This window comes from Halobacillus hunanensis, assembly GCF_900166655.1.
Classification (GTDB): Bacteria; Bacillota; Bacilli; order Bacillales; family Halobacillaceae; genus Halobacillus_A; species Halobacillus_A hunanensis.
Map to the genome: position 1 here is coordinate 214,914 of NZ_FVZB01000005.1, position 24,538 is coordinate 239,451.

A 24,538-nucleotide genomic window follows, 5' to 3' on the forward strand; every position below is an offset into this window, starting at 1 on the left:
ATCCATTTATAATTTTCCTTCGATAGCTAAGTGAATAAACAAAACAAGAAGGAGAGATTGTTAAAATGGATATGAAAAAAGCACTGTTTGCCGTACCGTTAAGTGTTTCACTGTTACTTCCGACGTCGTTGGATGTAGTAAATGCTGAAGAGCACAATATGCCTACCGTTGAAACAGAAGCTGTTGAGCTTCGATCAACGTTAGACAAATTGTTTAGTGAACACGCATACCTAGCTGTTGAAACTATGAGAAAAGGAGCGGAAGGAGCTGCTGATTTTAAAGCTTCAGCAAATGCTTTAGCTGCAAATACGGAAGATCTTTCTGCAGCAATCGCCTCTGTTTACGGTGAAAAGGCAGGAGAGAAATTCCAGCAAATGTGGAGTGAGCACATTGGTTATTTCGTTGATTATGTAAAAGCAACTGGCAGTGGAGATGAAGAAGCGAAGCAAGCTGCTCTTGATGAACTTGAGCAATATCGTCAGGACTTCTCTCAATTCATTTCAACAGCAACTGAGGGTGCTGTAAAAGCAGATGGATTAGCCGAGGGATTACAAATGCACGTTAACCAGCTGATTGGTGCGTTTGATGCTTATGTAGCTGGTAACTATTCGGAAGCATATGCAAAAGAACGTAAAGCCATTGACCATATGTATGGTGTAAGTAAAGGGTTGTCTAAAGCTATTGTCAACCAGTTTCCGGATAAATTTAATCATACAAAAGCTGTAACACCTGCTGCTGATCTTCGTTCTAATTTGAACCACTTACTAGGTGAACATGCAGGACTAGCTATGATGGCTATGCAAAATGGCTTAGATGGCTCTGAAGATTATCAGGCATCTGCGGAAGCATTAGCAGCTAACACTGAAGACCTATCCGCAGCCATTGCTTCAGTTTATGGCGAAGAAGCTGGTCAGAAATTTAAAGAAATGTGGTCAGGGCACATCGCTGATTTCGTAACATACGTGAAAGGAACAGCTGCAGGTGATGAAGCTCAAAAAGAGAAAGCATTACAAGCATTGGAAGACTATCGGGCAGACTTCTCTGAATTTATTTCAACAGCAACGGAAGGTGAAGTTCCAGCTGATGTTCTTTCAAGTGGATTACAGAAACACGTTGGCTATTTAATTGGCACGTTTGATCAATATGCTGCTGAAGATTATAAGCAAGCCTATGACACATTAAGAGACTCTTATGCACACATGTTTATGAGTTCTAAAGCCCTGTCAGGTGGAATTGTAAGCCAGTTCCCAGATAAATTTGCAATGGAGAGTATGCCGTCAGATATGCCAAAAACCGGCATGGGTGGAACAGCTGCAAACAATGATCTATGGATCTTTGCTTCTATCCTTGCGCTAGTTGGGGCCGCTGGAGTTTATCTTCGTAAGCAGTCTAAACAATAATTCGATTGATCTCTTATTAAGCTAGAAAACTGTCTCCTGACCAGGAGGCAGTTTTTTATTATCGCAGGATTCTGGGTAGTATAGCTAAACCGATGTGTTGTCTGCTGATTAATTGGGTATAAATGTAGTAGAGGACACTTGCGGAAGAGGTGAGTTAGATGTATTCGGTGACATTACAAAAAATATTAATTTGCATTGGCTGGGGCATCATTATTGGAGCCATTATAGGATTTAGTGCAGTACTCGGTTTTGATCTTGATGGATCAGTATTTGTGCTATCGATTTTTCTAAGTATTTTTGGAGTATTTCTGGCAGCTATGTATGCAGAGCTTTATCATATACGTGAAGCCGTAAATAAACAGCGGCGAGAACATAAATAACTGAAAGGGAGGCATGTTTCATTAGAGATACTGCCTCTTTTTATTTGGATAGAAAAGAAAAGACGAGCATTACGATATACAACACGCCAATAACTGCCATAAGAAGGTAGCTTTGACGGGTTAGTTTTTTGAAAATGATATAAAAGGTGGCGGCGACTACAGAGAGGATGAAGATCCAGTAAAGCAAAGTCATGGGGCGTACCTTTTTCTGTCTGCGTCATCTGAAAACTGCGTGAAATAAGCTCCCAGCATGAGCAAAGCAATTGTAATAAGCCAGCTTACTGCGCCAAGTAAGTCAAGTGACAAAATAATAAAGTTAAAGATACCAATTGTGAAAAAGCACAAGGAAGTCATGTACATTTTGAACGAGCCATACGTGCCGTTACGTCTTTTGAAACGTTTTGCTCTTCTTATGCAACAGTAAAGGCTTATTGTGAGAGCAATTAGAAATAAAACTTGGAACAGTAACATCACAGACCCTCCTATCTATATTATCATACCTCGTGAAATACATATTTTTCAAATTAATTCTTGCTAATTAAAAAAGCAAAGGAGCACTGAACATTCATACAGTGCTCCTCGTTTCTGTAGTTAGGCTATGTTCGAGCTTGAGATTTCTTTTTTTTCTTGCGAAAAGGGAGCCACCAGTTCCAGTCACCGAGCATCTTCATTAAGCTAGGAACGAGAAGAAGCCTGATGATGGTGGCATCGATAAAGATAGCGATCGCGATACCCACACCAATTTGTTTGACAGGAACTACACCTGTGAAAGCAAACGCGCCAGTGATAACAATCATAATCAGTGCAGCTGACGTGATAATTTTACTAGTAGTCGCAAGTCCTTCAATGGTGGCCTTGGTATTGTCGCCTGTTTTTTGATAAAATTCCTGAATTCGTGAAATCAGAAACACTTCATAGTCCATGCTCAATCCAAAGACGAGGCTGAATACGATAACAGGCAGAATTAAGGAAATGTCTGTTTCATTCATTCCCAAATGCCCCCCTTGAAACAGCCATACGAGTATTCCGAAAGTGGAACTTAATCCAATGACGTTCATCAGAATTGCTTTTAACGGAATCACGACTGATTTAAAAGCAATCGTTAAAATGATAAAAGTAGAAATCAGGATAATCGCAAGTGTAATGCCGATTTTGTCAAAGATTTCAGTGTAGATTTCCTGATTGAATTTAGGCTGACCACCGAACATCGTGGAAACTTCCCAATCAGAATTGCTCCATTCATATAGCAAATCCTGAGCCTCATTTGAGTTCGCTGTAACAGACAGTTGAACTGGAATCATGAGCTGATCCCCTTCAATAAACTGCTCAACGGCCGGATCGAGCTGTTCTCTAGTTTGCGGGCGGTCGAGGGCAGCAGCAAGTTTATCTGCTGATTCAATATCACTTTCTGAGTACAGTGTCTGGACAGAGTTAACGATATCAGGTTCCTGCAGTTTCTCCTGGAGTTGCTCCATTTGTTTTAATCCATCTTTTTCAAGCCAACCACCTTCACGCTGAGCGACTACATAGGCTGTACTTTGGCTTTCTTCCATGAACTCCGCATCAATTTGTTCATAGGCAGCGCGGGAGTCATAGCTTTCAGGCAAGGCGGTGATAGTTGGAATGGTTAGGTTCATATTGGTAACAGGGATTACCCCAATGAGCAAGATTATAAAACTGACCATGGCAATGATCACGGGGTGTTTCATAACAACACGGCCAAACTTGCGCCATCGCGGTGTTGTATCTTTTTCAGAAGGAATAATTCGCCATTTATGAATCCGAGTTCCTAACACATAAAGCAGGGAAGGAAGCAGTGTGATTGAGCTGAGAACAGCGGCCGTGATCACGACTGTTCCACCGATTGCAATATTAGTGAAAATGTCTACTCTAATTACACTCATCGCAGCTAACCCGATAAATACACAAAGAGCTGAGAATAAAATTGAGCGTCCTGCCGTCTCGATGGTAGTGACAAGTGCAGCAGCTTTATCCTGTTTCTGAAGTTCCTCCTTGTAGCGGTTAATGAAAAGCAGGGCAAAGTCAATGCTTAACGCAAGCCCGATCATCGGGGCGATGTTCAAGATAAAGATGGATAGTTCCATTTGTTGTCCCACGATGGCCAGCACCCCAAAACCGATAACAATCGTTATACCGCCAATGATTAGCGGGAGAAGTGAAGCTACGACTGTTCCAAAGGCAATCAGTAAAATGAGCAGAGCAAAAGGTAATCCAATGAGCTCGGCACGTTTCAGGTCCTTTTGGCTTGCTTTATTGATATCTTCTGAAATAACTGGCGCCCCGGTTACCGTAATGCCTTCCTGTGTGCCAATGGTGTTTTTAACATCTTTAATCACCTGAGACATGTTTAAAGACTCATCGTCAAAATGCAGGGCTGCATAAGCCAGGTCGTCTTTTTGCATCGACTCATCTTCAAGGGGTGATTGAACAGAGGATACGTTAGGTAAATCATCTAGTTCGGTTAGTTTATTAGAAATGGTGGAGCGGAAACTTTCATCAGATTCATCTGCTCCTTGTTCAAAGAGAACGAGGAGAGTGGAAGCTGGGAAGTCGAACTCTTCCTGTAGTATGTTTTCAACTTTTTCATACTCGCCGTCGGTTCTGAATCCATCACCTTCAAGCAGCGAAGGCAGTTGAATGGCGAAATAGCCCATACCGATAGCAGCAATAATCCAAAAAGTGATTAATAGTTTGTAAGAACGAACTATGAGGGAAGCGAACTTTCTCATGAAACCATCGAACTCCTTTACTTGAAACTACCCTACAAATGATACTCCTTTTCTTCAAATTAAGAAACCAATAACCTAACTATCTCGTTATGACTCATAATGTGTAGATGAACAAATAAGCGGGAAAACCTACTGACAATTGATGAATAAATCCCACTATATCCCACCTCAGGTCATCCAGAATCTGGATGACCTGAGGTGGATAAAATTGGGTGGGGAAGGAGTGATGGCTATGGATTTGCCTGAGTGGTTAGTGGAGGATGCTGAAAAGCGTATTAAACCTTATGATGTAGAAGGCTTTGTTCTTGGGCAAGGGAATGAGAATGCTGAGGTTGTTATCGTGGGAGAGGCGCCTGGGGAGAATGAAGCAGTGAAGGAAGAACCGTTTATTGGGAGAGCGGGAGATGAACTTGACAAGCAGCTTACTTATATAGGACTTCAAAGGGAAGATATTTATATTACCAGCACGGTTCGCAGCCGTCCTTATAAGTGGGTGAAAACAAATAAAAAAGGTACGAATGGAAAACGAAAGGCCAACCGCAAACCTAATAAGAAAGAAATTCTGGCACACGCTCCGATATTGGACTATCAACTTGAGCAAATATCTCCTTCATTAATTATTGTGTTAGGAGGGGTAGCCTATGAACGGTTGACTGGAAGGAAAGAAAAACTGTCCGAAGTGCTTGGAGAAGTCATCGAAACACCGATCATGAAACTTAAGGATGATGAGTATCAGCCATCCCATCAAAACTTTATTATTTTCCCGCTGTATCACCCGGCAGCTGTATTTTATAATCCTAAAATTAAGGAAGATCTATACGCTTCATTAGATAATTTAAAAGCTTATTTAGATAAGCACAATTTCGTAACAAAAACATGAAATCTTTTATTAAGTGATAATACCCAAAAAATCCAAAATCCCCCACCTCAGGTCATCCATAATTTGGATGACCTGAGGTGGGGGAGTAGGAATTATGTGATTTATTGGGCTGCAGGCAGGGGTTGTTGTTTTTCGAAGACGAAGAATCCTTTTTGGCTAATGGAACTTGTGCCAATGCCTGTGCTTCGTCTGCTGTGAATAGCAATTTTCTCTGAAGAATCCATTCCTTCTATACTGTATATATCTGTTTTAGGGAAAAAAGCCTGTTGAGGTTGTTGTTCTGAAGCATTCCCAGGCTTGACTGTTCCAATGACCTCATGAAGTTCAGACTTTTCAACCCGGTTACCTGTTTGTACATACATTTCATTTTGAAACATGACATAAGTTTGACGGATCATGGTCGGGCTTTGCTTATGATCTGTCCACGTCGTCCCGCTTAAGGTTTGTACAGACTGACCAGGGGATGAAGTGGATGTAACGGATTGCTGGGCTTTTAATTCAGTAACTAAAGAACGTTCCGAAAGTGGAGAGGCTTTATGAACTTCTGATTGGGATGGCTGACTGGTTACCTGGAAACAAAGTAAAGCGATCACAGCAACAGCAGGCATAGGTAAGGTAATTTTCATCCAATTTTTCGTCGGCTTCTTTGATTGATGATTGGTGACTTGTTGAACCATTTTGTCAATATCCCGCTCTTCCATCGGAACTTTACGATATTTCACATTGTGATCCATCTTTTTTAATTTATGGTCTATTAAATCATTCATCTAGAAAACTCCCTCCTGATGTCAGCTGTTCTTGTAAAAGCTGACGAGCCCGCCTAAGCCTGGTTTTAATTGTGTTCGTACTAACTTGTAAAAGCTGGGCTATATCCTTTACTTCAAATTCCTCAAAGTAATATAAAATAACAATTTCTCTGTATTTGTTATCTAATTGCAAGACATGTTCCAGAAGTTCCTCATCTTCACTTTTATGTACGGTGTACTCTTCAGGTGTAGCCTGTGGGGAGGGGATACTCCGGAAAACCTCTGTACTTTTCCTTATCACTCTTTTAATATAGGCACTCTTAAGATGATCCTTACATAAGTTGATTGTTATTTTGTAAAGCCATGTTTTGACGCTGGATTGTTGTTTGAAGGTTGAATATTTCTCGTAGGCCTTAATAAATGCCTCCTGAGTTAAATCTTCAGCTAAGGAGTAGTCCTTCACATAAGAGTAGGCAAGCCATTTAAGGTCGTGACTATACTTGTGAATCCATTCCTCGACTAACTCATCAGCTGTTGGTTCTGGTTGCGTATGATTTGGTTTTTGAGAAGGTTCCTCTGTGCGTTCTTTGCTAATCAACTTGTCCCACCTCATAGAATAGACGACACCCCTCTCGTTAAGGTTTTTAGTAAGTTGAAAAAGACTTCGATTACAATTTCTATCTTACCACAGGTTTTGTGATAGTAATGGTATGGTTTGAAAAATGCCTTCGTGTGGAATGGTTATGGATTTTTAGGGAAGTATTTAAAAATGAAACGTCTTGACTGGAGGAGTAACTATGTACCCTAAGTATTCATATTACAAAGAAACCACGAAAGCTAAGCAGCAGCCATTAACGTTTCCGCCCCAGCATCAGATTACACAGCCAGGGACAGAATCTGCAATGAACCCAAAGCCAATCATTGAGAACCAGGAGTATAAAGGTAGTGAAAAGCTAGCTGGCAAAGTAGCCATTATTACAGGTGGGGACAGTGGAATTGGAGCCTCTGTTGCTATCGCCTATGCAAAGGAAGGGGCAGACCTTGTAATCCCATATTATTCAAGTGATGAAGACGAAGATGCCTTCCGCACGAAGAAACGCATCGAAGAACTTGGTCGCAAATGTTTGTTATTAACAGGAGACCTTAGTGAACCCAACCATTGTGAAAACATTGTTCAGCAAACACTTGAAACCTTTGGAAATCTGCATATTCTCGTCAACAATCACGGTGTTCAATTTCCTCAGCAGAATTTAACAGACATTACTAATGAGCAGTTTGATAAGACGTTTAAAACGAATATTTATTCCTTTTTCTATTTATCAAAAGCTGCCCTGCCTCATTTAAGTGAAGGTGATGCTATCATCAATACGGCATCTGTTGTAGCTTATGAAGGGAACAAACAGCTTATTGATTACACAGCTACTAAAGGAGCGATTGTAAGTTTTACCAGAGCCTTGTCCCAAAACCTTGCGGACAAAGGGATTCGAGTGAATGCTGTGGCTCCTGGCCCTATTTGGACACCACTAATCCCGGCAAGCTTTTCGGCACAGGATGTGGAAATATTTGGAGCTGATACGCCTATGAAAAATGCCGGACAGCCATTTGAACTCGCTCCAACCTATGTGTACTTATCATCAGACGATTCCCGGTATATCACAGGCCAAGTACTCCACGTAAACGGCGGTATAATGGTAAGCTCATAGGGAAAACCTAAATTCCAAAAATGTCCCACCTCAGGTCATCCATTTTTTGGATGACCTGAGGTGGGTACATATTCCAATTATAATTCGTCGAAGCCGTTGTCTTCGGATACTTTGGTGTATTGTCTTGATTTTTGTTCGAAGAAGTCTGATTTTCCTTCGTCGACTTCCTGATAAGCTCTAATCCATTTCAAAGGATTCTGATTGTACGCAGGGAAGGGCTGCTCGGCGCCCATCTGGATGCACCGATTGTTCGCCATAAACCTAATGTAATCTTCAAGGTCGCCAATCGGAATGCCAGGAAACCGCTCACCGATAATATGATGAGCCCACTTTATTTCAAGCTCGGCCGCTTTCGCAAATGTCACCGTCACAAACCGCTCATATTCCGTTCGATTAAGTTCCGGATTTTCAGCCAGCGTTTCTTTGAAAATTCTTGTGAATAAATTAACATGGAGCTGCTCATCACGATTAATATAATTGATCATTGTACTCGTTGAAACCATTTTCTGATTACGTGCCAGATTGTAAAAGAAGGCAAATCCTGCGTAAAAGAACAATCCTTCCAGCACTACATCATACACGAGTGATTTTAAGAAGTTTTCTAGGTTAGCCTCCTCAGCAAAAGCCTCGTAGCCATCTGTAATAAACTGATTTCGCTCCATCAACACTTCATCGTGTTTCCAGTATTCAAAAATCCGTTCCTGTTCACTCTGATCCACAAGGGTGGAGAGGACATAAGAGTAGGATTGGTTATGAACCACTTCCTGAAAAGCAAGCACCTGCATGAGCGCTGATAAACTGGAGTCTGTCAGATAGTCTGTAATCTTACCGGCATAATCAGTTTGAATGGAGTCAAGGAAGGCCAGTAACCCTATGATTTTTTTAAAAGAAGCCTGCTCTTGCTCTGATAACTGCGGCCATTGCTTCAAATCGTTGCTCATATTAATTTCGTTTGGGATCCAGAAATTTGAAAGCATTCGTTTATACAACGGGTAGGCCCACGAATAGCGGGTATCATCCCAGTTTAGTACGTTCGAGCTCTGTCCGTTAACAATTCCTGTTGAAGCGTTTGGTGCCTCATAATCGACTAGTTTTCGTTTGTGTATAGTCGTATTCAATTCCGTCAGCCTCCTTTATGATGAGCAGCTTTCACATTCGTCATATTCCCCCTGGCTGGAGGTAGAACGTGTATAGTAAGTCGTTTTCAGTCCCTGCTTCCAAGCATCTACATGTAAAGCGAGCAATTCCTTTGCTTTAATCGTATTGTGAACATACATATTAAACGAGATCGATTGATCGACATATCGTTGACGAACCGCATTTTGCTTAATACTCGTATGCTGATCAATATCATAAGCCGACTTATAATACCAATAGGTTTCCGTATTTAAATCCGGTGCCGTTACAGGGATTTTATAGTCTTTTTTTTCCTCGGAATAAAACTTTTTAAAAATCGGATCTATGCTGGCAGTGCTTCCCGCAATAATCGAGGTGCTGGAGTTTGGTGCAACGGCCATCAAGTAGCCGTTACGCATGCCGTTTTCCGCAACGTCTTGCTGTAACTTCATCCAGTTCCAGCTTGCATCTTGATCAAACGACCGTTTAATAAAAAATTCACCCGTTTCCCAGTCCGATCCTTGAAAATAAGGGTAGCTCCCTTTTTCACGAGCAAGCTCACTGCTGGCCTGAATGGTGTAGAAGGCAACAGCCTCATACACTTCTTTCGTATAATCGACAGCCTCCTCCGATTCCCAGGCGATTTTTTTACGGGCAAGCAGGTGGGCCCAGCCAAATGTTCCAAGGCCAATGCCGCGATAAGACTGGTTTGTCAGTTGAGCCTGCTTCACAGGAATCGTATTCTGATCGATCACATTATCCAGCATCCGTACCTGAATTGGAATCAGCCGTGGAAGAACTCCAGCTGGAACAGCACGGCCTAGGTTCACACTGGATAAATTACAAACCACAAAATCACCCGGGTTTTGGACAGTGATGATTTTCCCGTCCTCTATATACTGCTCCTCCTGTACAGTAGGGCTCTGATTCTGCAAAATTTCAGTACACAAATTGCTGCAGTACACCATTCCTTGATGACTATTTGGATTCATGCGATTGACCTCATCACGATAAAACATGTAGGGAGTCCCTGTTTCAAGCTGGCCAATCATCATTCGTTTCATAACCTCAATTGCAGGTACAGGTTCTTTTGATAAACGAGGGTGTTCAACGCAAGCCCAATATCGATCACGGAACGATCCGCTGCCACGACTTTCATCGTAATAATCCTCAAGCGAAAACCCCATCACGGAACGAATTTCATGCGGATCAAACAAGTACCAATCCTCACGCTTTTCAACAGCTTCCATAAACACATCAGGAATGGATATCCCCGTAAACAAATCATGCGTTCGCTGTCTTTCATCACCATTGTTCAAACGGCTATCGAGAAACGGAAAAATATCCTTATGCCAAACGTCAAGGTACACCGCCACAGCCCCTTGACGCTGTCCAAGTTGATCCACACTGACCGCTGTATTATTGAGCTGCTTCATCCAGGGAAGCACTCCTGAGGAAACTCCTGTAAAACCACGAATATCACTACCGCGGCTGCGTATTTTACCTAAATAAACACCGATTCCTCCGCCGTGTTTACTCAAATTCGCCACATCTGTGTTAGTGTCGTAGATCGACTGTAAACTATCATCGACTGTATCAATGAAACAAGAGCTCAATTGGCCATAACGTTTGCCGGCATTCGCCAGTGTTGGTGTGGCTACGGTCATATAGAGGTTACTCAACGCCCAATACGATTCCTTCACCCGTTCTATACGCTTTGAATGATTCTCCTCTGCCATCAACGTCATGGCGATAATCATGAAGCGCTCCTGAGGAAGCTCAAACACTTCACCAGCCTTTGACTTCGCCAAATAGCGATCCCCGAGAGTTTTTAATCCAATATAAGTGAACAAACGATCACGTTCAGGGACAATGGCCGTCTCGAGCTCATCAATTTCCTGCTTAGAATAATAGCTAAGTAAATCCGCACTATAAATACCTTCGTCTTTCAACATCTCCATTAAGTGACCTAACCCTGCATACGGCTTACTCTGAGTACGATTGCGAGCCGAGTCTTCATACATCATCTCTAACTGAATTCGTGCAGCCAAATACGTCCATTCCGGCTCCTTCTCATTAATTTCAGCCAAACACTCCAGGACTAATGCTTTGCCCTGCTCCCCACGCTCCATTTGACCAAGGTTCATATACGGAAGCTTGTCCAACAATCGCTGGATATCCAGTGATGAGAAACTTTTCACCTGCTCTGCTAACCATGCTTGCCAGTCCAATGTATACACTGCTGCCATCTAACCACTCCTTTTAACAACTTTTGAAAAAGGTGATGTGAGAAACTCTGATTTAGAAGGAGGAGCTCCCATCACATGTAGTCTCATTGAATAAATAATCATAAAAAAATCCGCTCATTCAATTGAGCGGATGAAACCATGAAACGAAGACGGATGTCCAAAAGTTGAAGGTGGAGACACCTCTTCATTCCATCGCTTCATCTTCTCAATCCCCGAAGAAGTTGAAACTTCCGTGCGTAAGAAGACAGGTCTCCTGACTCACGCTCATTTCTACTCCGGTCCTTCCCGTGCATAGCACACAGTGGATTGTTCCGTTTCGAGAGCGATGACAGTTGCGGGGGCAGTTCCGGATTCGCACCGGATTCCCTATTAAGCCTTGTGGCATCTTCTCTACGCAAATACTATATGTAGTGTTAATTGATTTAATTTTTAGCTTATATTGTGTTTTTATCATAACGAAGATTGTAAAACTCTGCAACAGTTTTTCAAGGATTAGGAATATATCCCTGCTGGAAAGGAATCGAAAAAACGATGTAGAATTAATAGTGTAGAGGCAGGAAGCCAAAAGGAGGCAAACACGATGACTTCATTTAACTGGCATCAAGAAGCTGAAAGGCAGTGGAATGATCGAGTAGAGTTTTGGAATGCAAACAGCAAGAATATGTGGGACGAGGGGAGCAGAAAAACGATTATCCCTTTTTTACAAGAGCATGTTGAAGCAGGGAGTAAAGTAGCAGACCTTGGGTGTGGAGACGGATATGGTTCCTATAAACTTGAGCAAGAAGGTTATAATGTTACAGGACTGGATATCTCACAAGATATGATTGCACGTGCGAAGGCACGTCTTGAACATGAGAGACTGCAGTTCGTACAAGGAGATCTCACTCATCTTCCTTTTGAAAAGGAAAGCTTTGATGCGATTATGGCTGTAAATAGTCTGGAATGGACAGAAGTTCCTTACAAGGGTCTTGAGGAAATGAAGCGGGTGCTTAAAAAAGGCGGTCAACTGTGCATAGGCATTTTAGGGCCGACCGCGAAGCCAAGAATGAATAGTTACCGGCGGGTTTACGGAGAAGAAGTGATTTGTAACACGATGATGCCATGGGAACTCAGGCAAATGGCTGAGGAAACAGGATGGAATCTTATTGATGGACATGGGGTCTACAAACGGGAAGTAGAGGGAGAGGACGTTTCCCATTTCCCAGTAGAACTAAAGCAGGCACTCACGTTCATGTGGGTCTTTTTATTTGAGAAAAAGTAAATAAAATGTGCTCTATATAGCTAGAACAATTACGCGTCTCTATTAACCTTTTATAGAGACGCGTTTCTTCTTATGTTTACTTTTTAGGGAGCTGAATGGTCACAGAAGATAGAATTAAAGATTCTTTTCAAATAAGTGGGTGTATTCATTGACATGTGACACAGTGTCATATATAGTAGTTCTTGTTCTTAAGTGACACAGTGTCATTTTTAATTAGATTGGGGGAAAAATGATGCCCAAACAGACATTTTTCAACTTGAACGAAGAAAAAAGGCAAGCCTTGATAGATGCAGCAAAAAAAGAGTTTTCAAGAGTCTCGATTTACGATGCATCTATTTCAAATATCGTGAAGACGGCGAAAATATCAAGAGGGAGTTTTTATCAGTATTTCGAAGATAAAGAAGATATCTTCTTTTATTTGCTAAACGAGGATGCAAAGAGGAGGCATGAGCATTTTATAACCTTTCTTAAAAAATATGACGGAGATATATTTGAAACGATGATTGCGATCTTTCAAGTTTCTCTGGAATATTCCCAAGATCAAGGTAAAAATGATTTTATTAGAAATGCCTTCTTAAATATGAATTATAAAATAGAAAATACATTCGCTAAACTTCTGACAAAAGATACATTTAACAAGCGTTATGCGGAAATCTTTAAGCTAATAAATACGGAAAAATTAAATGTTTCGAGTGAAGAGGAGTTATATCACTTTCTCGAAATTACCGTAGCGGTTACCTTTCATAACCTTGTACAAAGTTATGCAAAGGAGTTGCCGATAGAGGAAGCTATGGAAAACTACACAGCAGAATTAAGTTTACTAAAGAGGGGCCTTATAAAGTCACCTTAATTTATAAACAATAATAAAGGTTCTTTTACTCTTTTAATCATATGGAAAGAAGGAATAACATGGGTAACAATACCAATCAGGCACAAGGGGAGACTGTAAACAAGGTACCTCTAATGCTTGTCTTAATTTCAGGGGCGTTTGCTGCTATATTAAATCAGACGCTTCTAGCTACGGCCCTGCCGCACATCATGGCAGATTTGCATCTTGAAGCGAACACAGCCCAGTGGTTAACATCTATATTTATGCTGGTAAATGGTATCATGATTCCAATCACAGCTTTTTTAATTGGCCGTTTCACAACGCGAGCTTTGTTTTTATCTGCAATGGGGATGTTCGCGATGGGTACATTAATTTGTGCGATAGCCCCGAACTTTTCACTATTGATGGTAGGAAGAATTGTACAGGCAGCTGGTGCCGGGATTATCATGCCGTTGATGCAAACTATACTCTTTCTCATTTTCCCTATTGAAAAGCGTGGAACAGCGATGGGGATGTTTGGTCTGGTGATTGCATTTGCTCCGGCCATTGGCCCGACTTTGTCAGGCTGGCTTGTAGAGCAGTTTCCATGGAGAAGTCTGTTTTACGTCATTTTACCTATCGTTATCGTTGACTTCATACTAGCTTATATTCTTCTTAAAAATGTTACAGAACGCACATTTCCTAAGCTTGATATTTTGTCTATCATTTTATCTTCGCTAGGATTTGGCGGGTTATTATATGGATTTAGTTCTGCCGGCAGCAGTGGGTGGGACAGTCAGCAAGTAGTTATCTCTATGGTAGTAGGTGCTCTTTCGCTGACATGGTTTATCCTTCGACAAATGAAATTAAAACAACCGATACTTGAATTCAGGGTATTTCAGTATAAAATGTTTACGTTAACTACGGTCCTGGGTATGGTGGTATTCATTGCAATGATCGGGGCTGCCACCGTGCTGCCGTTATTCATGCAAAATATGCTTGGTTTTACAGCCTTTGAGTCAGGGTTGGCACTCTTGCCAGGTGCCTTATTGATGGGTATTATGAACCCGGTCACTGGCCGCCTGTTTGATAAGTTTGGTGCCAAGTGGCTTGCGATTATTGGTTTATCCATTTTAACCATTACAACCTTCATGTTTACAAATATGAGTGCTGAGACAACATTTGCCTATATAGCTACTATTAATGCGGTAAGAATGCTCGGTGTAGCAATGGTTATGATGCCTGTAACGACAGCTGGATTAAACCAGCTGCCACAGCACTTAATCCCTCATGGGACAGCTATGAACAATACGATGCGCCAAGTCTCAGGTGCAGTTGGGACGGCGTTGCTCGTCACAGTGATGGTAAATAATACGCTTCCGGAGCAAGGTGTAAACGGTCTGGTACACGGAGTGAATGTTTCCTTTATCGTTGCTGGCATTACAGCTATTGTTGGATTAGTATTGTCGTTCTTTATTAAACGGTCGCGTCCAGATCAAGATGATCCTGACCAGATCAGGTCTCAGGCCAATAATCGGACCGTTACGGATAGTTAAATAAGTATAAACGAAACGACCACTTCTCCTTGTTGAAGTGGTCGTTTTTATTGTAATCCTCATAATCTACCCCAATATAATAGGACAAGCATTCCCCACATATAATGAAGTATTTATTGCAAGTGGGGAGAGATAATATGCAGATTCATGTCGTTGCGTTTGGAGATGCGTTGTGGCGTATTGCACAGGTTTATGGTTCTAATATTAATCAAATTATACTAGCTAACCAACTGGAGAATCCTAATGTACTTGTGGTAGGTCAGGCTCTGGTTATTCCGAACCCTGAACGTGAATATGTTGTTCAGGCTGGTGATAATTTGTGGTCCATCGCTCAAATGTATGGGGTTACTGTTAATGAACTTGCTGACGTTAATAATATCACGAACCCCTCGCTAATTTATGTGGGTGAACTGATTGAACTTCCTTTTTTCCCGCATATCGTGCAGCCCGGAGAATCATTATGGTCCATTGCACAAAGTTATGGAGTAACGGTTAACCAAATCTCTCAAACAAATAATCTTCAAGACCCCTCGCTAATTTATCCGGGAGCTACTTTAAGAATTCCTGCAGCCAGGGGGCCAGTTACAGAAGTAAATGCATACACTACACGGCTGAATCAGCAAGGGGCGCAGGAAGTGCTGGCTCTAGGAACAAATCTTACTTACCTGTCCCCCTTTATGTACGCAATCCAGGATGATGGAAGTATCACAGAAATGGATGATCAACTTATTTTAGAAGCGGCTCATACAGTCAATGCTGCTCCGCTTCTCGTCTTAACGAACTTCTCAGAAGGGAGCTTTAGTTCGGACTTAGCTGCTGCTATTTTGCGAAATCCCGACCTGCAAGAGACATTAATCACTAATCTCCTGGAGCAAATCAATGCGAAAGGATATGCGGGTATCAATATTGATTTTGAATATGTCTATCCGGAAGACAGAGAAAACTACAACAATTTTCTACGACGGGTTGTCGAACGTTTCCATCCTGAAGGATTGCTTGTTTCCACAGCTCTTGCCCCAAAGGATAGTGCAGACCAACAGGGGCTGCTTTATGAGGCGCACGATTATCGGGCACACGGAGAAATCGTCGACTTTGTTGTCCTTATGACCTATGAATGGGGATGGGCAGGTGGAAGACCATGGGCGATTGCTCCGATAAACGAAGTCCGGGAAGTTCTTGATTTTGCTGTGACGGTCATCCCTCGCGATAAAATCTTGATGGGGATGCCTCTCTATGGTCGTGATTGGGAGATCCCATGGGTAGAGGGGACTACGGCACGAACAATCAGTCCTAAGGAAGCCGTACAGTTGGCCGCAAGATATGGAGTAGAGATTCAGTATAATGAATTGTACCAATCCCCATTTTTCCGCTATGTAGATGAAGCGGGACAACAACATGAGGTTTGGTTTGAAGATGCCCGAAGCGTGCAGGCTAAATATGACACGATAAAGAACTATCGTCTCAGAGGAGCTAGTTTCTGGGTGCTTGGCAATCCATTTCCTCAAAATTGGGCTGTGCTGCAGAATAATTTTCAAATAAAGAAGTTATAAAAGGGAGCAGAAAACTGGACTTCCATGAATGAGCTCTTAATCTAACCATCTTTGTTGAGCCATTCGAATTACCTGCGGTTTAGTTCTTATTTTATAAGATAATGACAGTAATAATGAGAATTAGACCGATGAGACCGGTGAACAATAAAGAGTTTTTACGTGATGTGCTGGCTTCTTGAATCTCGGACCAGTTGGCCGGTTTAATGCCGCTAAGCCAAAAAACTATAATAGCTGACAGCAGGATTGCATTGATATTGATAACGAGGAGTAAAAAAGGCATGATGGCTCCGTTCCAATGGCCAGCACCAAGCATCATACCAAGAACAACAGCGGGAGGTAACACAGCTAATGAAACCATAACTCCTACAAGCTGGCCCTGGGATCTCTTTACAAAGGATAAAGAACCGGCTGCTCCAGCTGATACAGCAACAATAAGGTCTATTAGGTGCACATTTGTCTGGGATATAAATTCACTGCTGTTTAACGGCAAAGGGAAAAGATATCCGAATGAAGCAGCGATTGCGATAGGGATACACAGTCCGAATACTGCTGTCACCATGGATTGACGGACGAGTTTTCCTTCACCAAGCACGGAGGCAAATGAGATCCCTAATATGGGTCTAATCGACGGATCGATAATATTGGCCCCGATCACTAAGGCCGGTCTGTTCTGGAACACACCAACTGCAGCTACGAGAGCAGCAAATACGGTAAACCAGGAAAAGCTAAGGTCAATTTTACTTGAGGAATCGACGATAGAGTATAATTCGTGTTTACTGGCTCTTTCAAATTGCTCCTTATCGTCGTCAGGAGTATTTTTTTCGTTGTATTTACTGGGGATATACGCTTTTATCGAGTAGAGCATGGCATCGAATTCGTTATGCTCATCATAAGCTGCTTTTTCTAAATAGTTTAGAATTTTTTCGGAATCTTCTTTCTCCACGAGGATTTGAATATGGAGTTTTTGGTCTTCTTGTTGAGAAATCCAGTGAGAGACGAATGAAAATTTCTCTAACAATTCATCCTTGTAGTTGAACTGTTCAGGTGCATATATTTCAATTAATTGCAGCTCCATGTCATAATCCCTCAGTATCTTAGTTTGTAAATATTATTGTTACCAGATTTCGGCATTATCATTCTCTTATGGCGGGCCGAAAAGGAAACCATTGAAGAGATCATTCAATCTTACAGGATAGATCCTTCTTTTTTGATCAAAACTAGATCTAGGTGATCAAGGGAGGACTGTCTGTATGGATGAAGCAATTCTGGATGTGGTGATAATAGGAGGAGGACCGGGAGGATTAAGCGCAGCCCTAGTATTAGGGCGTTCTTGTAGAAATGTCGTCATTGTCGATAAAGGAACTCCGCGTAATCGTGTTACTCTCGAAGCACATGGACTGCTGACAAGGGACGGAGTAAAGCCTCAGGAACTTCGTCAGATCGCCCGGCAGCAGTTGAAGAACTATCCCAACGTTACGTGTTTTGATGAAGAAGTGATACAAATAGAAAAACATTCTAAACAATATATCGTTACAACTCACCTGGGGAGAACCTTTATAACAAGAAGGGTAATTGTGGCAACAGGAATGATCGATGAATTACCAGCTATACCTGGTTTTCGAGAAGTATATGGCCTGTCCGTTTTCCCATGTCCATATTGTGATGGCTGGGAGCGGCGTGGGGAACCCCTTGCCGTGTTTGGAAATGAAGAGAATGTCGTACCTTTTACAAAATTACTCTATAACTGGAGCAACGACCTTATTTTGTTTACGAATGGATCAGCCCAGTTTGACCCTAAATTCAAGCAAGAACTGGCAGCGCATGCGATTGCCACAGTAGAGACACCCATTGCAAAGTTACAATCTGCTGATGGTAAATTAGAGAAGGTGATAACGGAAACAGGAGAAGCTTTTTCTAGAACAGGTGGATTCATTTTAAATACCAGAGAGAAGCAAGCTTTCGATCTTCCCAATCAGTTGGGGATCCAGATGAATGAACGGGGAGGCTATGAATCAGACGATCATGGCCTGACAAGCGTAGAAGGACTGTATGTGATTGGTGATGCCAAAAATTCATTTGTTGGACTGGCTGGTGCTGTAGGAGAGGGGTATGAAGCAGGAGTGGTAATTAATCATGAACTGGCCATGGAAGATTGGGTTCAAGAAGAACTCTAACCCGGGCGAGTACCCGGATTAGAGAATAGGCAGAGTGCTTACTTTTCTTTCTCCTCATTGTTTTCCTTCTTACTCAAACGGCTTTTGGCACCACGATATAATTTGCCGGGGGCGTCTGAAGTTTTTCCAATTACATCATTCGCTTTGTCAGCGGTCCCTTTTAAAATCCTCCCTGAGGAATCGACAGTTTTTCCAATAAGTCCTCCTTCACCGGAGATTGACTTAACAATTTTGCCAGATGTATCAACAGTGTGGCCGAATAAGTCTTTAGCTTCTTTGGAAGTCTTTTTAACGAGGTTATCATCCGTTTTATTTCTGTTATTATATTCCTTGCTCACGGTAACTTCCTCTCCTTTCTTAGTTGTTGAATGAGCTACCTTTGATGAATATGAGCAGACTTCTGAAAGTATGAATATTTTTAGAGATTGTGCTTGTCCCCGTCGGAAAATGACAGCTCAACCTGTTGTGGTAAGCAGCTGAATATGGAATTTTCGTATATTGGTATAGACAACTATATATTTAAATGATAAAGTGTGTCTATGAAGCGTTTTCATATTATTTATGCGATAAAGGGGTGGAGATACATGTTGAACTTTTTACAGAGAATTGGTAAATCATTAATGTTCCCAATTGCTACTTTGCCAGCGGCGGCATTACTTGTGCGTCTTGGTATGGAAGATATGCTGGATGTTCCCTTTGTGACAGCAGCGGGAAATGGGATCCTTACAAACCTGTCATTAATATTTGCGATTGGTATTGCTATGGGATTTGCGAAGGACGGAAGTGGAGCGGCTGCCCTTGCTGGTGCCGTCGGCGTTTTAGTCCTCGAAGGTGGAATTGGAGCGATTAACGAAGATATTAATATGGGAGTATTTTCAGGAATTGTTTCCGGGGTTATTGCCGGGCTGCTCTACAATCGCTTCCATGACGTTAAATTTCCAGAATTTCTATCATTTTTTGGAGGGAAAAGGTTCGTTCCGATCATCACTTCACTAGTAATGGTCGCGCTCTCCTTTGTGTTTGGTTATTTGTGGGTTTACCCGCAAAATGTGCTCGATGCTACAGCGAACTGGATCTTAAATGCGGGAGAAATGGGTGTAGGTGTATATGGCGTTCTGAACCGTTTGTTAATTCCGGTTGGCCTTCACCATGTGATGAATACATTAATTTGGTTTGACTTTGGTACCTTTACAACTGAATCAGGGGAAGTTGTACGGGGTGAAATAAACCGTTTCCTAAATGGCGACCCTGAAGCGGGGCATTTCCTGGCAGGCTTTTTCCCAGTTATGATGTTTGGTCTTCCAGCTGCTTGTTTGGCTATGTATGCAGCGGCTAAGAAGCATCGTAAAGCAGCTGTGGGAGGCATGTTATTAAGTATTGCACTAACGTCTTTCCTAACAGGTGTGACAGAACCGATTGAATTCACATTTATGTTCTTGTCTCCGCTGCTTTTTGTTGTGCATGCTCTATTGACTGGTGTTTCCATGGTAGCTGCTTTTATGCTGGATGTTCGCCATGGTTTCGGTTTCTCGGCAGGGCTTATAGACTATCTTCTAAATTACAGTATTGCAGAGAATCCACTTATGTTGATTCTGATCGGACTCGTACTGGGTGTCGTGTACTTCGTTGTTTTCTATTTCTTGATTGTTAAACTCGACTTGAAAACTCCCGGTAGAGAAGATGAGGATGAAGATCTTGTAGAAGAAACACAGGAAGTTGGACAGCCTAATACACCGGCTAATGATTATGATGCAAAAGCTTATCAGTACCTTGAAGCACTCGGAGGATCTGAGAATATTAAAACACTGGATTATTGCACGACTCGTCTTCGTCTGCAAATGGATGACCGGGACAAAGTGAATGAAGCAGCATTAAAACGTTACGGAGCACGTGGTGTCATGAAAGTTGGAAAGCAGAATCTGCAAGTAATCGTAGGAACAACCGTTGAATTTTTGGCAGAGTCCATGAGAAAGCGAATAGAGCAGGGGAACGAGACTCCGCCGGATACTGATCCGAAGGGAGAAGAACAGGGAGGCAGCTCGTCTGGCAGCCGCAAACTATCTGCAGAAAATTTTGTTATGCCTAATGAAGGAACGGTTATGCCACTCGAAGATGTACCTGATGAAGTATTTGCTGCTCGTATGATGGGACCAGGTTTCGCTATCGATCCCGAGAATGATATGTTTACTTCACCTGTGAACGGAAAAGTTGTACAAGTATTTCCTACTAAACATGCAATTGGGCTTGAAACGGAAGATGGAATGGAAATCCTTATTCACATTGGCTTGGATACTGTTCAGCTAAAAGGGGAAGGGTTTGAAACACTCGTTGAAGCTAATCAGACAGTTAAACAAGGTGACCCGCTGATACGTGTGGATCTCGACTTTGTGAAAAGTAAAGCGCCATCTGTTGTCACGCCAATTATTTTTACAAATTTAGAAAATGAAACTGTAACACTTCATAAAAAGGGGAGGCATTCCCAAGGCGAGGAAGGGATTGTTACTGTTCAATAATAGCAGGGAGAAGTTGACCAACTTCTCCTTCCTCTAGTTAGAAAAGGAGTGGAATCATGGCTGAAACCATTGAATTTAGAAACATAAAGATTGTAACAGAAACGAAAACAATGAGCTCCGCACGTATACAGGTGAAAGATGGGAAAATCACTGCTGTATCTGAGGACTTTATAGGTGAGGCTGATACAGTTATTGATGGGCAGGGTAAACAGTGGACACTTATTCCTGGCTTCATCGATGTTCACATTCATGGTGCGGATGGACATGATGTTATGGATGCATCCTATGACGCGCTTGAAGGTATGGCTTCTCGTTTGCCTGAGGAAGGGACGACAAGCTTCCTGGCAACGACAATGACGCAATCGAAAGAGAATATTTCCCGTGCTGTGCAAACAGTCGGAACTTATATAAACCAACAGAAAGCAAACAGTCAAGCCGAAGTACTCGGAATCCACTTAGAAGGTCCATTTATTTCGCAGGAAAAGGCAGGCGCCCAGCCCTTGGAGCATATTTGCATGCCTTCTATTAAGCAATTTGATCAATGGCAAGCGGAGAGTGACCATTACATTCGGCTTGTTACATTGGCTCCTGAGGTGTCAAATGGTATGGAGTTCATAAAGCATGTCAGTCAGAGTGGGGTCGTAGCTTCGATTGGCCATAGTCAGGCTACTTATGATCAAGTTACAGAAGCCGTACGATCCGGTGCACGCCATATTACACATTTATATAATCAAATGAGCGGTCTGCATCACCGTGAACCGGGAATAGTTGGTGGAGCATTTTTGAATAAAGAGCTTATGGTGGAAATGATTGTGGATCACGTCCATTCCCGTCCAGAGATGATCCAGCTCGCTTATCAGCATACCCAGGCTGACCGCACCATCTTAATCACGGATGCAATGAGGGCTAAGTGTCTTCCAGAGGGCACCTATGATCTTGGCGGCCAGAACGTAAATGTCGTGGGAAATGAAGCTCGCTTAGCCGACGGAACATTAGCAGGGAGCATCTTAACGCTAGAACAGGCCGTGTCTAACATGAGCCAAGATAAAATGATAACGATAGAGGATCTTGTCCGCATCACGTCTACAAACGCAGCGACCCAGCTAGGGATTGAAGATCGAAAGGGAAGTATTGCAGAAGGTAAAGATGCCGATTTAGTAATCTTAGATGAAGAATACGGCGTCGTAATGACGGTATGCCGAGGCGTGGTCGCTCACGATCGTAGGGAGGAAACACCATGAATATCATCGTCACAAAGGATTATAAAGAGCTAAGTAAGAAAGCTTGTCAGTATATTGAAGAACAAGTGAAAACAAAACCTGACTCTGTACTTGGTTTAGCTACAGGCAGTACGCCGCTTGGCACATATCAAGAATTAGTGAACGGGTACAGAAGCGGATCTGTTGACTATCAGGACGTTTATTCACTTAATCTGGATGAATATGTCGGATTGGACAAAAACCATCCTCAAAGCTATCATTTCTTTATGAACAGACATCTATTTCATTCGATTAATATTGATCCTGCCCACACTTATATTCCTAATGGGAAAGCAAGCGACCTTGCTTACGAATGTGAGCAGTATGAACAGTTAATCGAAGAAATAGGACCCCCGGATCTTCAATTGCTTGGTATAGGTCAAAATGGACATATAGGCTTTAATGAACCTGCAACTTCTTTTGACAGTGAAACACATATTATTGATTTATCTGATTCAACAAGAGAAGCGAATGCGAGATTTTTCAACTCAATTGAGGAGGTACCTCACCAGGCAATTACAATGGGGATCAAGTCCATCTTAAAAAGTAAAAAGATCGTGCTGCTTGCTTCAGGGGAAGAAAAGGCTGAGGCTATCCAGCATCTTCTTAAAGGAGAACAGAATGAATCTTTTCCTGCCTCTGCCTTGAATAAACACGATCATGTCACTTTAATTGTTGATGAACCAGCTTATAAACAAGCAAAGCTTTGAGAGGAGTCCGAATTCTATGATAGATAAGCAGTCACCCCTCCCGATGTATTATCAAATTGAGGAAGATATAAAACAGCGAATTGCTGACGATGATTATCGGGCGGGTGATATGATCCCGTCTGAACGGGAGCTTTCTGAAACTTATGATGTGAGCCGGATGACAGTGAGACAAGCGATTACAAATATGGTGAATGAAGGAGTGCTGTATAGAGAGAAAGGCCGAGGGACGTTTGTTGCTGATAAAAAAATTGAGCAGCCTCTTCAAGGAATGACCAGTTTTACAGAGGATATGAGTTCAAGAGGGATGGAAGCAAGCAGCAGGCTGTTGCAGTTTGAGAGGATACCTTCCCCATTTGATGTGTCTCGAAAGTTACAGCTCCATGAAGAGGCGGAAGTTTATAAAATCCAGCGAATTCGCTATGCTGATGAGAAGCCAATGGCGATAGAGACGACGTTCATTCCCGTTTCTATGTTTCCTGGTCTTGACGAACGAATTGTGCAAGGATCACTGTATGATTATATTGAAAAATCAAAGCAATTGAAGATTGGCAAAGCAAGTCAAATGATTGAAGCAACCATAGCTGATGAGCAGCAATCATCCTTGTTAGATGTACCGGCAGCATCAGCTATCTTGCATATCGAAAGAAATAGTTCCTTAACGGATGGAACTCCATTTGAAGTTGTGAAGTCATCCTATCGTGCAGATCGCTATAAATTCATTAGTGATATTTACCGAGCTTAAGGAGAGGGTATGAATGAACTATTTGTTAAAGGCAGCTGAACAACTCAGGAATCTTGAGCTTTCAACTACTGGTCAGCTGACCACTGTCAGTCAGGCGATGGCAGAGCAACTTAAACAGGAAGGGATAATCCACTTGTTTGGATGCGGTCATTCCAGCCTGATTGCCCAAGAACCTTATTACAGGGCAGGAGGCCTTGTACCCGTTCGTCCTATTATGATCGAATCCTTGATGTTGCACGAGGGTGCGCTTCAATCCAGTGTGAATGAAAAAACAGTGAATTACGTCAATGATGTCCTGGCCGGTGAGGATATTCGCGAGAGGGATGTATTGATTGTGATCTCAACTTCAGGCCGTAACCCCGCTCCCATTGATGCCGCAATGTTCGGACGGGAACGGGGTGCTTATGTCATCGGTTTGATGTCAAGAGAATACACACAATCACAGCCGTCTCGACACCCTTCAGGGAAAAGACTTGAAGACGTCGTTAATGCCGTAATTGATACACAGGTTCCTGTCGGGGATGCAATTTTAAAAGAAGAAGGAATTGCCCACGCCTTTGCTCCATCTTCTTCTGTCATTGGCACCGCACTTTTACAGGACCTTTTTGCAAAAACGATTGTAAGCCTAAAAGAATTAGGAGAAGATCCTCCAATTTTTCTAAGCGGCAATGTCGATGGTTCCGAACAACATAACCAATCCCTCGTAGAAAAATACAAAGACAGAATACAGTTTTAATTCCC

22 protein-coding genes and 1 riboswitch are annotated in these 24,538 nt (G+C 42.2%); of the genes, 14 read left to right on the top strand and 8 right to left on the bottom strand.

Annotated features, from left to right (window positions below; genetic code table 11):
- The first annotated feature begins 65 nt into the window (after positions 1-65).
- Positions 66-1,400, top strand: coding sequence for a copper amine oxidase (locus tag B5354_RS02045; RefSeq protein ID WP_079525469.1), 1,335 nt, complete (start codon positions 66-68; stop codon positions 1,398-1,400).
- Positions 1,401-1,558: 158 nt separating this feature from the next.
- A complete protein-coding gene (locus B5354_RS02050; RefSeq protein WP_079525471.1) occupies positions 1,559-1,780 on the top strand; it encodes a hypothetical protein in 222 nt (73 codons plus the stop codon).
- Between the two features lie 189 nt (positions 1,781-1,969).
- On the opposite strand, the gene B5354_RS02055 is transcribed toward B5354_RS02050, so the two are convergent.
- Complete coding sequence (locus B5354_RS02055) at positions 1,970-2,251, bottom strand: hypothetical protein (RefSeq protein ID WP_079525473.1); 282 nt, start codon at positions 2,249-2,251, stop codon at positions 1,970-1,972.
- A gap of 125 nt (positions 2,252-2,376) precedes the next feature.
- On the bottom strand, positions 2,377-4,530 hold the full coding sequence (locus tag B5354_RS02060; RefSeq protein WP_079525475.1) for an MMPL family transporter: 2,154 nt from the start codon (positions 4,528-4,530) through the stop codon (positions 2,377-2,379).
- Positions 4,531-4,762: 232 nt separating this feature from the next.
- Here B5354_RS02060 and B5354_RS02065 point away from each other — a divergent pair, with 232 nt between their 5' ends.
- Positions 4,763-5,410, top strand: a complete 648-nt coding sequence (locus B5354_RS02065) for a uracil-DNA glycosylase (protein ID WP_079526729.1) — start codon at positions 4,763-4,765, stop codon at positions 5,408-5,410.
- Positions 5,411-5,511: 101 nt separating this feature from the next.
- Here B5354_RS02065 and B5354_RS02070 read toward each other — a convergent pair whose 3' ends face one another.
- A complete protein-coding gene (locus B5354_RS02070; protein ID WP_079525477.1) occupies positions 5,512-6,177 on the bottom strand; it encodes a hypothetical protein in 666 nt (221 codons plus the stop codon).
- Entirely contained in the window at positions 6,170-6,754 is a 585-nt protein-coding gene (locus B5354_RS02075) for a sigma-70 family RNA polymerase sigma factor (protein ID WP_217700243.1), read from the bottom strand. The genes B5354_RS02070 and B5354_RS02075 overlap by 8 nt, the downstream gene beginning before the upstream one ends.
- 199 nt (positions 6,755-6,953) lie before the next feature.
- On the opposite strand from B5354_RS02075, the gene B5354_RS02080 reads away from it, so the two are divergent.
- Positions 6,954-7,859 (top strand): SDR family oxidoreductase, encoded by a 906-nt coding sequence (locus tag B5354_RS02080; protein WP_079525480.1) that lies wholly within the window; start codon positions 6,954-6,956, stop codon positions 7,857-7,859.
- A 77-nt stretch (positions 7,860-7,936) separates the two neighbouring features.
- On the opposite strand, the gene B5354_RS02085 is transcribed toward B5354_RS02080, so the two are convergent.
- Together B5354_RS02085 and B5354_RS02090 are read right to left on the bottom strand one after the other, a co-directional pair.
- Entirely contained in the window at positions 7,937-8,977 is a 1,041-nt protein-coding gene (locus B5354_RS02085) for a ribonucleotide-diphosphate reductase subunit beta (RefSeq protein WP_079525482.1), read from the bottom strand.
- A gap of 15 nt (positions 8,978-8,992) precedes the next feature.
- Positions 8,993-11,224 carry a ribonucleoside-diphosphate reductase subunit alpha gene (locus tag B5354_RS02090; protein WP_079525483.1) on the bottom strand — a complete coding sequence of 744 codons (2,232 nt, stop codon included), beginning with the start codon at positions 11,222-11,224 and terminating at the stop codon, positions 8,993-8,995.
- A gap of 227 nt (positions 11,225-11,451) precedes the next feature.
- Positions 11,452-11,628: riboswitch (cobalamin riboswitch) on the bottom strand.
- Between the two features lie 176 nt (positions 11,629-11,804).
- On the opposite strand from B5354_RS02090, the gene B5354_RS02095 reads away from it, so the two are divergent.
- The 4 genes from B5354_RS02095 (at position 11,805) to B5354_RS02110 (ending at position 16,399) form a co-directional block, all read left to right on the top strand.
- Positions 11,805-12,485: a class I SAM-dependent methyltransferase gene (locus tag B5354_RS02095; protein WP_079525485.1), complete on the top strand. Its 681-nt coding sequence runs from the start codon at positions 11,805-11,807 to the stop codon at positions 12,483-12,485.
- A gap of 232 nt (positions 12,486-12,717) precedes the next feature.
- Complete coding sequence (locus tag B5354_RS02100; protein ID WP_079525487.1) at positions 12,718-13,335, top strand: TetR/AcrR family transcriptional regulator; 618 nt, start codon at positions 12,718-12,720, stop codon at positions 13,333-13,335.
- Positions 13,336-13,394: 59 nt separating this feature from the next.
- Positions 13,395-14,849, top strand: coding sequence for a DHA2 family efflux MFS transporter permease subunit (locus B5354_RS02105; RefSeq protein ID WP_079525489.1), 1,455 nt, complete (start codon positions 13,395-13,397; stop codon positions 14,847-14,849).
- A 137-nt stretch (positions 14,850-14,986) separates the two neighbouring features.
- Entirely contained in the window at positions 14,987-16,399 is a 1,413-nt protein-coding gene (locus tag B5354_RS02110; RefSeq protein ID WP_079525491.1) for a glycoside hydrolase family 18 protein, read from the top strand.
- 91 nt (positions 16,400-16,490) lie between these two features.
- Here the strand turns inward: B5354_RS02110 and B5354_RS02115 are convergent, their stop codons facing one another.
- Positions 16,491-17,474 (bottom strand): TIGR00341 family protein, encoded by a 984-nt coding sequence (locus B5354_RS02115; protein WP_079525493.1) that lies wholly within the window; start codon positions 17,472-17,474, stop codon positions 16,491-16,493.
- 175 nt (positions 17,475-17,649) lie between these two features.
- Here B5354_RS02115 and B5354_RS02120 point away from each other — a divergent pair, with 175 nt between their 5' ends.
- Complete coding sequence (locus tag B5354_RS02120) at positions 17,650-18,573, top strand: NAD(P)/FAD-dependent oxidoreductase (protein ID WP_079525495.1); 924 nt, start codon at positions 17,650-17,652, stop codon at positions 18,571-18,573.
- A gap of 38 nt (positions 18,574-18,611) precedes the next feature.
- On the opposite strand, the gene B5354_RS02125 is transcribed toward B5354_RS02120, so the two are convergent.
- The gene (locus tag B5354_RS02125) at positions 18,612-18,911 is read right to left on the bottom strand and encodes a hypothetical protein (protein WP_079525497.1); all 300 of its coding nucleotides are present in this window, start codon (positions 18,909-18,911) and stop codon (positions 18,612-18,614) included.
- A 246-nt stretch (positions 18,912-19,157) separates the two neighbouring features.
- Here B5354_RS02125 and nagE point away from each other — a divergent pair, with 246 nt between their 5' ends.
- Genes nagE through B5354_RS02150 form a run of 5 tightly spaced genes read left to right on the top strand, consistent with a single transcriptional unit; the run spans position 19,158 to position 24,533 of the window.
- On the top strand, positions 19,158-21,086 hold the full coding sequence (gene nagE, locus B5354_RS02130) for an N-acetylglucosamine-specific PTS transporter subunit IIBC (protein ID WP_079525499.1): 1,929 nt from the start codon (positions 19,158-19,160) through the stop codon (positions 21,084-21,086).
- 56 nt (positions 21,087-21,142) lie between these two features.
- A complete protein-coding gene (gene nagA / locus B5354_RS02135; RefSeq protein ID WP_079525501.1) occupies positions 21,143-22,327 on the top strand; it encodes an N-acetylglucosamine-6-phosphate deacetylase in 1,185 nt (394 codons plus the stop codon).
- The gene (gene nagB, locus B5354_RS02140; RefSeq protein ID WP_079525503.1) at positions 22,324-23,055 is read left to right on the top strand and encodes a glucosamine-6-phosphate deaminase; all 732 of its coding nucleotides are present in this window, start codon (positions 22,324-22,326) and stop codon (positions 23,053-23,055) included. Before nagA ends, nagB begins: the two co-directional genes overlap by 4 nt.
- Before the next feature lie 16 nt (positions 23,056-23,071).
- Positions 23,072-23,797, top strand: coding sequence for a phosphonate metabolism transcriptional regulator PhnF (gene phnF / locus B5354_RS02145; protein WP_079525505.1), 726 nt, complete (start codon positions 23,072-23,074; stop codon positions 23,795-23,797).
- A gap of 13 nt (positions 23,798-23,810) precedes the next feature.
- Positions 23,811-24,533: a sugar isomerase domain-containing protein gene (locus B5354_RS02150; protein ID WP_079525506.1), complete on the top strand. Its 723-nt coding sequence runs from the start codon at positions 23,811-23,813 to the stop codon at positions 24,531-24,533.
- The last annotated feature ends 5 nt before the right edge of the window (positions 24,534-24,538 follow it).

What these genes read in the sequence shown, in the direction of transcription:
- B5354_RS02045 (WP_079525469.1), top strand. Translation starts at nt 66, where the DNA reads ATGGATATGAAAAAAGCACTGTTTGCCGTACCGTTAAGTGTTTCACTG.
- B5354_RS02050 (WP_079525471.1), top strand. Translation starts at nt 1,559, where the DNA reads ATGTATTCGGTGACATTACAAAAAATATTAATTTGCATTGGCTGGGGC.
- B5354_RS02055 (WP_079525473.1), bottom strand. Translation starts at nt 2,251, where the DNA reads ATGTTACTGTTCCAAGTTTTATTTCTAATTGCTCTCACAATAAGCCTT.
- B5354_RS02060 (WP_079525475.1), bottom strand. Translation starts at nt 4,530, where the DNA reads ATGAGAAAGTTCGCTTCCCTCATAGTTCGTTCTTACAAACTATTAATC.
- B5354_RS02065 (WP_079526729.1), top strand. Translation starts at nt 4,763, where the DNA reads ATGGATTTGCCTGAGTGGTTAGTGGAGGATGCTGAAAAGCGTATTAAA.
- B5354_RS02070 (WP_079525477.1), bottom strand. Translation starts at nt 6,177, where the DNA reads ATGAATGATTTAATAGACCATAAATTAAAAAAGATGGATCACAATGTG.
- B5354_RS02080 (WP_079525480.1), top strand. Translation starts at nt 6,954, where the DNA reads ATGTACCCTAAGTATTCATATTACAAAGAAACCACGAAAGCTAAGCAG.
- B5354_RS02090 (WP_079525483.1), bottom strand. Translation starts at nt 11,224, where the DNA reads ATGGCAGCAGTGTATACATTGGACTGGCAAGCATGGTTAGCAGAGCAG.
- B5354_RS02095 (WP_079525485.1), top strand. Translation starts at nt 11,805, where the DNA reads ATGACTTCATTTAACTGGCATCAAGAAGCTGAAAGGCAGTGGAATGAT.
- B5354_RS02100 (WP_079525487.1), top strand. Translation starts at nt 12,718, where the DNA reads ATGCCCAAACAGACATTTTTCAACTTGAACGAAGAAAAAAGGCAAGCC.
- B5354_RS02105 (WP_079525489.1), top strand. Translation starts at nt 13,395, where the DNA reads ATGGGTAACAATACCAATCAGGCACAAGGGGAGACTGTAAACAAGGTA.
- B5354_RS02110 (WP_079525491.1), top strand. Translation starts at nt 14,987, where the DNA reads ATGCAGATTCATGTCGTTGCGTTTGGAGATGCGTTGTGGCGTATTGCA.
- B5354_RS02115 (WP_079525493.1), bottom strand. Translation starts at nt 17,474, where the DNA reads ATGGAGCTGCAATTAATTGAAATATATGCACCTGAACAGTTCAACTAC.
- B5354_RS02120 (WP_079525495.1), top strand. Translation starts at nt 17,650, where the DNA reads ATGGATGAAGCAATTCTGGATGTGGTGATAATAGGAGGAGGACCGGGA.
- nagE (WP_079525499.1), top strand. Translation starts at nt 19,158, where the DNA reads ATGTTGAACTTTTTACAGAGAATTGGTAAATCATTAATGTTCCCAATT.
- nagA (WP_079525501.1), top strand. Translation starts at nt 21,143, where the DNA reads ATGGCTGAAACCATTGAATTTAGAAACATAAAGATTGTAACAGAAACG.
- nagB (WP_079525503.1), top strand. Translation starts at nt 22,324, where the DNA reads ATGAATATCATCGTCACAAAGGATTATAAAGAGCTAAGTAAGAAAGCT.
- phnF (WP_079525505.1), top strand. Translation starts at nt 23,072, where the DNA reads ATGATAGATAAGCAGTCACCCCTCCCGATGTATTATCAAATTGAGGAA.
- B5354_RS02150 (WP_079525506.1), top strand. Translation starts at nt 23,811, where the DNA reads ATGAACTATTTGTTAAAGGCAGCTGAACAACTCAGGAATCTTGAGCTT.